The organism is Mesorhizobium silamurunense (assembly GCF_014843825.1).
Classification (GTDB): domain Bacteria; phylum Pseudomonadota; class Alphaproteobacteria; order Rhizobiales; family Rhizobiaceae; genus Mesorhizobium; species Mesorhizobium silamurunense.
Genome location: NZ_JHQR01000287.1, coordinates 1 through 432, shown reverse-complemented (window position 1 = coordinate 432; position 432 = coordinate 1). Strand labels below are relative to the sequence as shown.

The window sequence follows — 432 nt, the reverse complement described above, 5'->3', positions numbered from 1 at the left end:
CGTGGGCACCAAGTGTTAGATTCCATCCAATAGGTGCGCAGCGGATCCGGGAAAACGACATGCAGACAGGAGCTTGGGCGCGTCGGCTGAATCAGTTTCGAGGCGACAGGAGGAACCGATATCAGGAACTCAAATCCGGAAAATACCGGCTCTGTTCGCGCAAGAAGGATGAAAAGACCGGCCGCCGCCGCAACCTCGCGCAACGCCCGTGGAGCAGAGTGCGAATCTCGACCGGGCAGCATCCGATATTCGAGCACCCGCCGTGGATTTGGCTTCCGCACCGCTCACCGCGCCGCCGTAAGCCCGATGCGCCCGCCCTGAGCAACGACGCTCAAACCCGCACCGCACCTAACCCCGCGACGCTTGCGGCATCGGCGGCACTGGTGCGAAAAGCCCGGCTGGTTAGGGTCAGGACTCATTGATCCAGAAGAT

General features: G+C 61.6%; 1 pseudogene. It reads left to right on the top strand.

Going from position 1 to position 432, the window contains the following annotated elements:
• Positions 1–422 (top strand): annotated as a pseudogene (locus DH10_RS36395) (hypothetical protein); the annotation flags it as partial.
• Between the last annotated feature and the right edge of the window lie 10 nt (positions 423–432).